12 protein-coding genes are annotated in these 7136 nt (G+C 33.4%); 4 read left to right on the top strand and 8 right to left on the bottom strand.

From position 1 onward, the window contains the following. The 3 genes from AB8B65_RS03585 to AB8B65_RS03575 form a co-directional block, all read right to left on the bottom strand. On the bottom strand, positions 1 to 210 hold a 210-nt coding region (locus tag AB8B65_RS03585; RefSeq protein ID WP_405299487.1), incomplete at its 3' end, for a response regulator transcription factor. 150 nt (positions 211 to 360) lie between these two features. After that, complete coding sequence (locus AB8B65_RS03580; protein WP_405299486.1) at positions 361 to 1299, bottom strand: 2-hydroxyacid dehydrogenase; 939 nt, start codon at positions 1297 to 1299, stop codon at positions 361 to 363. Between the two features lie 3 nt (positions 1300 to 1302). After that, positions 1303 to 1668, bottom strand: a complete 366-nt coding sequence (locus AB8B65_RS03575; protein ID WP_405299485.1) for a cupin domain-containing protein — start codon at positions 1666 to 1668, stop codon at positions 1303 to 1305. A gap of 133 nt (positions 1669 to 1801) precedes the next feature. On the opposite strand from AB8B65_RS03575, the gene AB8B65_RS03570 reads away from it, so the two are divergent. Continuing rightward, positions 1802 to 2197 (top strand): hypothetical protein, encoded by a 396-nt coding sequence (locus AB8B65_RS03570; RefSeq protein ID WP_405299484.1) that lies wholly within the window; start codon positions 1802 to 1804, stop codon positions 2195 to 2197. 38 nt (positions 2198 to 2235) lie between these two features. Further along, positions 2236 to 2664 carry a T9SS type A sorting domain-containing protein gene (locus AB8B65_RS03565; RefSeq protein ID WP_405299483.1) on the top strand — a complete coding sequence of 143 codons (429 nt, stop codon included), beginning with the start codon at positions 2236 to 2238 and terminating at the stop codon, positions 2662 to 2664. A gap of 28 nt (positions 2665 to 2692) precedes the next feature. Here the strand turns inward: AB8B65_RS03565 and AB8B65_RS03560 are convergent, their stop codons facing one another. Continuing rightward, complete coding sequence (locus AB8B65_RS03560) at positions 2693 to 3238, bottom strand: GNAT family N-acetyltransferase (RefSeq protein ID WP_405299482.1); 546 nt, start codon at positions 3236 to 3238, stop codon at positions 2693 to 2695. Between the two features lie 204 nt (positions 3239 to 3442). Here AB8B65_RS03560 and AB8B65_RS03555 point away from each other — a divergent pair, with 204 nt between their 5' ends. Together AB8B65_RS03555 and AB8B65_RS03550 are read left to right on the top strand one after the other, a co-directional pair. Beyond that, positions 3443 to 3625 (top strand): hypothetical protein, encoded by a 183-nt coding sequence (locus AB8B65_RS03555; RefSeq protein WP_405299481.1) that lies wholly within the window; start codon positions 3443 to 3445, stop codon positions 3623 to 3625. Positions 3626 to 4002: 377 nt separating this feature from the next. Next, positions 4003 to 4200, top strand: coding sequence for a hypothetical protein (locus AB8B65_RS03550; RefSeq protein WP_405299480.1), 198 nt, complete (start codon positions 4003 to 4005; stop codon positions 4198 to 4200). 68 nt (positions 4201 to 4268) lie between these two features. Here the strand turns inward: AB8B65_RS03550 and mgtE are convergent, their stop codons facing one another. The 4 genes from mgtE to AB8B65_RS03530 all read right to left on the bottom strand — a co-directional run. Continuing rightward, entirely contained in the window at positions 4269 to 5621 is a 1353-nt protein-coding gene (gene mgtE / locus AB8B65_RS03545; RefSeq protein ID WP_405299479.1) for a magnesium transporter, read from the bottom strand. After that, positions 5608 to 6390 (bottom strand): 16S rRNA (adenine(1518)-N(6)/adenine(1519)-N(6))-dimethyltransferase RsmA, encoded by a 783-nt coding sequence (gene rsmA / locus AB8B65_RS03540; RefSeq protein WP_405299478.1) that lies wholly within the window; start codon positions 6388 to 6390, stop codon positions 5608 to 5610. Before rsmA ends, mgtE begins: the two co-directional genes overlap by 14 nt. A gap of 10 nt (positions 6391 to 6400) precedes the next feature. Then, a complete protein-coding gene (locus AB8B65_RS03535; RefSeq protein ID WP_405299477.1) occupies positions 6401 to 6841 on the bottom strand; it encodes a hypothetical protein in 441 nt (146 codons plus the stop codon). 4 nt (positions 6842 to 6845) lie between these two features. Then, positions 6846 to 7136, bottom strand: a 291-nt coding sequence (locus tag AB8B65_RS03530) for a DUF4286 family protein (protein WP_405299476.1), incomplete at its 5' end; no start/stop codon positions are given.

Below are 7136 nucleotides of genomic sequence, written 5' to 3'. Positions count from 1 at the left end.
TTTTGTGTACACGTTTGAAACATGCGTTTTTATGGTACTTTCTGATACGAATAGGAGTGAAGCAATTTCTTTGTTGGAATGTCCTTTGGCGAGCTGACATAAAACTTCATATTCGCGCTTGCTTAAACCTAAATTTTCAATCTGTTGTGTATCTATTTCTGGTTCCGTTACAGGAGATTGTTTTGTGCTTTTTCGGTGGTTTATGTACAATCCAACAAAAAAGAAGATAATAGCAATTCCGCCAATAATATATTCAATAGAGTGTTTTTAGAAATCAACGAGTATTGACTCAATTGAAACAACGCCAATAATGCAACGATGAGTATACCAAATATGAAAATCGTTTTTTTCATTTTGAGTTTAGTGAAAATGAACTTTGAATTTATCTACAATCGTTTGTGCCAATTTTTCCTTACTTTCTTTCGTCCAACCTGCAACATGTGGCGATAATAATACGTTTTCTGCTTTAATTAAGTATTGAAAAGCTGTTGGCATTTGATTGTCATTGAATAGATTTTCAAACGAACTTTTTTCATATTCTAATACGTCCAATCCTGCGCCTACTATTTTCCCTGATTGTAAAGCTGCTACTAAATCTTGTGTGACGACACTTTTTCCGCGTGCCGTATTTATAAACCAAAAGTTATGCTGAAATGCTGCAATGAATTCTTTATTTACCATATTCATGGTTAATGGCGTTTGTGGTGTGTGTAAACTTACAACTGTAGCACGTTTTTGCAATTCTGAAAGGGAAACTTGTGTTGCGTTTTCGTCTGCGATATTTTCTTTTAAATCGTAAAAAAGAACTTCCACATCAAAACCGCGTAATTTTTTAGCAAACGCTTTTCCCATGTTTCCATAGCCGATAATTCCAACGGTTTGTCCATCGAGTTCTACGCCGCGATTGGCTTCACGCAACCATTTTCCTTCACGCACTTCCCGATCGGCTTTGTTAAATTTGTTGAATAAGGATAAAATCATTCCAAGTGCATGTTCTCCAACAGCATTTCTATTGCCTTCGGGCGCAGAAATTAATTTGATACCTTTTGTTGCGGCAAATTCACAATCAATATTTTCCAAACCTGCACCAACGCGACCTATGAATTTTAAATTGGTCGCTTTCGCTAGAAATTCCGCATCAATTTTAAACCGACTGCGAATGATAAAACCGTCATAGTTGTGAATTTTAGCTTCAATTTCGGCTTTGGTAGACGTATAATCTTCTTCGTTTGTGTGTCCTAATGCTGCAAATTGGTGTATGAGCAACGAATGATTTTCATCGAGATGTAATATGTTCACGCGTTAGATTTTTGGATATTCTGTTTGTGTTTTTTCATGTTTTACATTTCCTGTGTGCGCTGTAGAAAGTTTTTCAAAAAGTAATAAGTGTACTTCTTCATCATCTTTTGTAGCAGGACAATGTTCAATACCTTTAGGAACTACAATGAGTTCGCCTTCATTTACGGTAACCGTTTTGTCGCGAAATTTCATGTAAAGTGTTCCTTTAATGACTTGAAATAATTCGTCTTCGTCGTCGTGTGAATGCCATACAAATTCACCTTGAATTTTGGCTAAAATCACTTGCATATTGTCAACAGTAGCAATTTGTCGCGGATGCCATTGCGTGTCAACAAGTTTAAATTTGTCTTTGATATTGATTGCGTTCATGCAACTAAATTACGAGTAATTTTGGAAATTACCTTTCTATTTAACGGCTTCTTATTATTATCGATATTTTTTAGGGTATTTTTTTTTCACTTGTTATAAATGAAAGATTAAACAAATTTATATCAAAAAAATCATGAAAATATTTTACCATTTAAAGAAGTGTTTTTTGGTAGTTAATTTATTACTAACGTATACATTATTTGCTACTAGTATTAATGTTGATCCTTGTGATATAGACAATGATAATGACGTTTTGTTAAATCTACTTGTTGGAAGTAATATTGTATACGACGGAACTCCTTTAGCAGTTAATACGGCTCAGATTTCAGATTTTGGGACTAATAATTTTTCAAATAATCATTATGAGTATTTAGTAACTTTGAGTGATGGTGTGTATGCTGTTGGAAATCAATATATTGGTGGAACTTATAGTATTTCGATCGAATTGTTAAGTCTTGGAAATTCATTTACATATGGTAATTTTCAATCTTGTTTTTTTGTGATGGAACAACAACTTTTTCATATGTAGGTCATTTATTTCTTATTGAAGATACAAATAATGATGACATGTTAGATTTTAATACGGACCCTTTCAGTGATGGAAGTACTGGCTTTGTAAATTTCACAACAACTAATGGCGTTACTACAATAGAGATAGATTTTGTTATGAATGATGGAAAAGAGTTAACTGGAATGCATATGGGCGATTTTCCAATTGATCCTATTTTGAGTGTAGAGAATTTTTCAAAAACTACAAAACAACCTATAAAATTACTTAGTAATCCTGTTGAGGATGTTCTTAGGTTTGAAGTTTTGGAACACAAAAATGAGCGTTATAATTTTTATCTTTTTAATAGTTCAGGTATGCTAGTGCTAGAAATTTCTAGTAAAAAGAAATATCAAAATATTGTTGTAGACAATCTTTCTGCGGGCATATATTTTCTTCAGTTTTCTAATCAAAAAGAAAAGGTCACCAAAAAAATTATTATCCAGTAACATTCAATCTGTGATTTTTAAAATGTACTTATAAACGTTTAATTTTTTTTAGACTTATTGTTCTGACCATAATATTGAAAACAAAATCTTCCTTTCCGATGGTAAATGATTGCGTATGATGTTTATGAAAGTCTTGTGCTTTGTAAAAATTTAGTGCATATTGGTCTGTGTGTAGTTCTTTTAGCCAAATCCGTTTGATATTAAGCTTTTGAATTTCTTCAAAAAATTCTATTTTTAGTTTTATGCCGTTTCCTTCTGACATATAATCTTTCAGAATGTATAGTTTTTGAAGTTCCGCAGCTTCCGTGTAGTTTGTATCGGGAACTGGAATATCTTTTTTTAATTTTGCATATCCTACAGGAAGTGTTCTTACATACGCAATCCAAAAAATATTTTCATTCTTTTGAATTGAATCTGTCATTTTTTCTACGGAAAAATTTTTGTCAATATACAATCGGAGTTCATCTTCGGATACAAATAAATTGCCGAAAGATTCAGAAAAGTTAATTTTCGCCAATAATGATATGAATTTTGCATCAGCAAGAACTGCTTTTCTAATTGTATGATTTTCCATTCCTTTTTGAACCTTGAATTCGATAATTATCGGTTTATAGTTGTTTTATATAATTGATATTTAGATTGTTATGATATTTAATTTATTTAAAAATGTTTAGATATTCAAGGCTTTAATTCGATAATCACGATTTACTTCTCTTTTTTCTCAACAAATTTAATACTTCATTTGTCTCATCATTAACGATTTAAAAAATATAATATTATGAAGAAACAATCAAAAATTTTAAAGTTAAAGAAAGCAACAATCTCTGAATTAAACATTACTAAAGTAGGAGAAATTATTGGAGGTAAGACTGGAGCAGGTGGTCCTTTTGGCGAATGTGTTTCTACGTATGACTTTAGACCGTGTTTTACATCTCCATGTGAAGCTACGCAAGGTTGCTAGATAGTTAACAATAAACATTTTAAAGCGAACTTTGGTTCGCTTTTTAGGTATTAATTTATTAATTATTAAATTTTATATTATGAAAAAGCAAAATATTAAATCCTTAAAGTTGAATAAAAAGTCAATCTCCAACTTTGACCAATTATCTGGAGGTAAAGACGAGCAAACTATGGAAGGAGAACCATGTCGTCCTCGATCAATTTTTAACTCTTGTGATTATTGTCCATCATCAGTATGTGAAAGTATTGTATGCCCATCTTGGTGGGGAGGTCAAAATTGTCCTGGGGGAAATTAATAGCTAAAATAGAAAGCGAACTTCGGTTCGCTTTTTTAACTATTGAGACTTAATAATTTATAAACCATTAAAATTGATTACGATGAAAAAACAAATCAAAACATTAAAATTAAACAAAACAAAAGTTTCTGAACTTAGTGTTACTAACTCATTAGAACTTAAAGGAGGAAAAAGCGGAGATATTCAAAATTGCCCAACAGCTCCATTATGTTTTTCTAGACCAGACAGAGATGATAATTGTGGTGTGTCTAATAACTGTTCTCTTTTAGTAATATGCTAAAGAGTTTAAAGTGAATTTGAGGATTTATTTCTTTTTTTTAATGATAAAGCGGACTTCGGTTCGTTTTTTTAGATTCCAATAATCAATTTGGCAATCATAAAGTAGATTAAAATTCCGAAGATATCATTACTCGTAGTAATAAATGGACCTGTAGCAATGGCCGGATCAATTCCACGTTTGTTTAAGAATAGTGGAATAAACGTACCAATAATTCCCGCTACAATAATAACTACAACTAACGAAGTTGCGATTGCGAGTGCTTCAATTGGGTTTTCTTTCCAAATCCAAACGACAAAAAAGAGAATGATTGCGAGTGCCAATCCATTTAAGAGTGCCAATAACATTTCTTTCCATAATCGGTTGTTTACACTTCCTTTGATGTCGTCATTTGCCAAACCTTGCACAATTATTGCGCTCGATTGTACACCTACATTTCCTGCCATTGCAGCAATTAGCGGCGTAAAGAAGAATAGAATGGCGTATTTGCTTATCATTTCTTCAAAACCTTCCATGATGGCTGCGGCACCAATTCCGCCTAATAATCCTAAAAATAACCAAGGCAAACGCGCACGAGTTAATTCCCAAATACTATCATCGGCTTCTACATCTTGTGTAATACCGGCAGCTAATTGGTAATCTTTTTCAGCTTCTTCACGAATTACATCAACAATATCATCAATGGTAATACGCCCAACCAATCGTTTCATTTCATCCACAACAGGAATGGCTTCCAAATCGTATTTAGACATGACTCTCGCCACTTCTTCCGCGTCGTCGTTGACATTTACATAATCTACTTTTGGAATGTATACATCTTTGATATGCGCTCTGGTAGAAGTTGTGAGTAAATCTTTGAGCGAAAGTCTTCCTTTTAAAATTCCGTCATCATCAATTACGTAGATAGAATGAACACGTGTTACTTCTTCGGCTTGTTTGCGCATTTCTTTTACGCACGTCAGTACATTCCAGTTTTCGTTGGCACTTACCAATTCTTTTGCCATTAATCCACCCGCTGTATCTTCATCATATCGAAGTAATTCTACAATTTCTTTGGCGTGTTCTTTGTCTTCTAATTCCGAAATTACGGCTTGCTTTCGTTCGTCAGAAAGTTCCGAAATAATATCTGCGGCATCATCCGTATCGAGCTCGTCAATTTCTTCAGCGATTTCTTTAGCAGAAAGATTTTCTAGAATTTTTTCACGTACATCATCATCAACTTCCGTAAGAATGTCCGACGTTTTTTCACTGTCTAACAGTTTGATGATGTAGGTAGCTTCATCAAGATTTAAGTCATCAATAATCTCAGCAATATCGGCATAGTGTATTTCTTCTAGCAATTCTAGAAGTACCGAGTCTTTTTTTTCCTCAATGAGCTGTGCTACTTGCGCAATGAGTTCATTACTAAGTTTAAATTGAGTCATTTGCTATCTTGATGGTTAAATCTACGAAACCTTGAACAGGTAGTTGTTCTGGTCGCAGCCCAAAGATAGTATCTTCTTTTAAATTATCAGAGAGATTGAATGTTTTTAAACTATTACGAAGTGTTTTTCTTCGTTGTTGAAAGGCTGTTTTTACAACTCGGAAGAATAATTTTTCATCACACGGAAGTGCATAATTTTCTTTTCGAGTGAGCCGCATTACGCCAGAATCTACTTTTGGTGGCGGATTAAAAACGTCTGGCGGTACTGTAAATAAGTATTCGGCATCGTAAAATACTTGTGTTAAAACTGAAAGTATTCCATACGTTTTATTTCCGTGTGGTGCGCAAATACGTTGTGCTACTTCTTTTTGAAACATGCCACTAAATTCTGGAATTTGATCGCGCATTTCAATTGTTTTGAATACAATTTGTGTAGAAATGTTGTACGGAAAGTTCCCGATAATGGCAAAAGGTTCGTCTTTGAATGTTTTTTTGAGATCGTACTTTAGGAAATCTTTTTCCAAAATTCGATCTGAAAGTTGCAAATAATGAGCTTGCAAATAGGCTACCGATTCTGTATCAATCTCACACACATACGTTTTAACTGGTTTTTTGAGCAAGTATTTTGTCAAAACGCCCATTCCTGGACCAATTTCTAGCACGTTTTTGTAACGATTCAGCGTAAGCGTATCAGCAATGCGTTCTGCTACTTCTTCATCTTTTAAGAAATGTTGTCCTAAATGTTTTTTTGCTCTTACTTTATCGTTCATCTGCTGTGAATTATATGCTTTTGACACGTTCTTTGATAAACGCTTCAATTTCTTTTCGATCTTTTTTTGAAAACCAAGACAGTTCTAAATCGTATTGTTTTCCTTGTTTTGAAACCATAAACGGTTCGCTTCCGCCTTTGCTTGGATGATAGGTTTCCAATTCGTCAAATTTCTTTTTGAAACGATTGGTTCTAATAGTAGTTTCGTTGATGCTTATTTGTGGTTTCCCTCGTAAGAGAATTACTAAAATTAGTAACAAACAAATGGCGCCAATGGTGATGTTGACTACATATTCGATAACGACTAAGTTTTTACGAAACCTAATACTTAACGATTCTGCAAGTTTATCAGAAAGTTCAGTGATGATGTAAAAAAACACACCAATTACGACAATAATTAGAATTGCTTTGATAAAGTAAGCGAGTTGTGAAAAATATTTTTTTTCCTTCATTCTTTTACGCTTTAAAATCTTCTATGAGTTTTAATTCAGTACGAAAACCTAGCATTTTATCAGCAAATTTTTTCATGCCTTCTTCTCGCAATCTTGGTGCATCTTCTTCGTAATATGCATCCAAATCTGCTCTGGTTTTTGCAGTGTACTGTACGGAATAGGTAGTTCCTTCCATTTCTTCCTCTACCAATACTTGTGTAAACCGTGCTTCGGTAAATTTACCTGTTGCCAATACTTCAGGAATGTGTTTTTTAATCCAGATTAGAAATTCGTCGTGAACACTTTCAGCAATATT

Source organism: Kordia sp. (assembly GCF_045105435.1).
Lineage (GTDB): Bacteria > Bacteroidota > Bacteroidia > Flavobacteriales > Flavobacteriaceae > Kordia.
Note: the sequence above shows the minus strand (reverse complement) of the source record. Positions and strands in the feature narration are given on the sequence as shown.

What these genes read in the sequence shown, in the direction of transcription:
- AB8B65_RS03575 (WP_405299485.1), bottom strand. Translation starts at nt 1,668, where the DNA reads ATGAACGCAATCAATATCAAAGACAAATTTAAACTTGTTGACACGCAA.
- AB8B65_RS03570 (WP_405299484.1), top strand. Translation starts at nt 1,802, where the DNA reads ATGAAAATATTTTACCATTTAAAGAAGTGTTTTTTGGTAGTTAATTTA.
- AB8B65_RS03565 (WP_405299483.1), top strand. Translation starts at nt 2,236, where the DNA reads ATGTTAGATTTTAATACGGACCCTTTCAGTGATGGAAGTACTGGCTTT.
- AB8B65_RS03560 (WP_405299482.1), bottom strand. Translation starts at nt 3,238, where the DNA reads ATGGAAAATCATACAATTAGAAAAGCAGTTCTTGCTGATGCAAAATTC.
- AB8B65_RS03555 (WP_405299481.1), top strand. Translation starts at nt 3,443, where the DNA reads ATGAAGAAACAATCAAAAATTTTAAAGTTAAAGAAAGCAACAATCTCT.
- AB8B65_RS03550 (WP_405299480.1), top strand. Translation starts at nt 4,003, where the DNA reads ATGAAAAAACAAATCAAAACATTAAAATTAAACAAAACAAAAGTTTCT.
- mgtE (WP_405299479.1), bottom strand. Translation starts at nt 5,621, where the DNA reads ATGACTCAATTTAAACTTAGTAATGAACTCATTGCGCAAGTAGCACAG.
- rsmA (WP_405299478.1), bottom strand. Translation starts at nt 6,390, where the DNA reads ATGAACGATAAAGTAAGAGCAAAAAAACATTTAGGACAACATTTCTTA.
- AB8B65_RS03535 (WP_405299477.1), bottom strand. Translation starts at nt 6,841, where the DNA reads ATGAAGGAAAAAAAATATTTTTCACAACTCGCTTACTTTATCAAAGCA.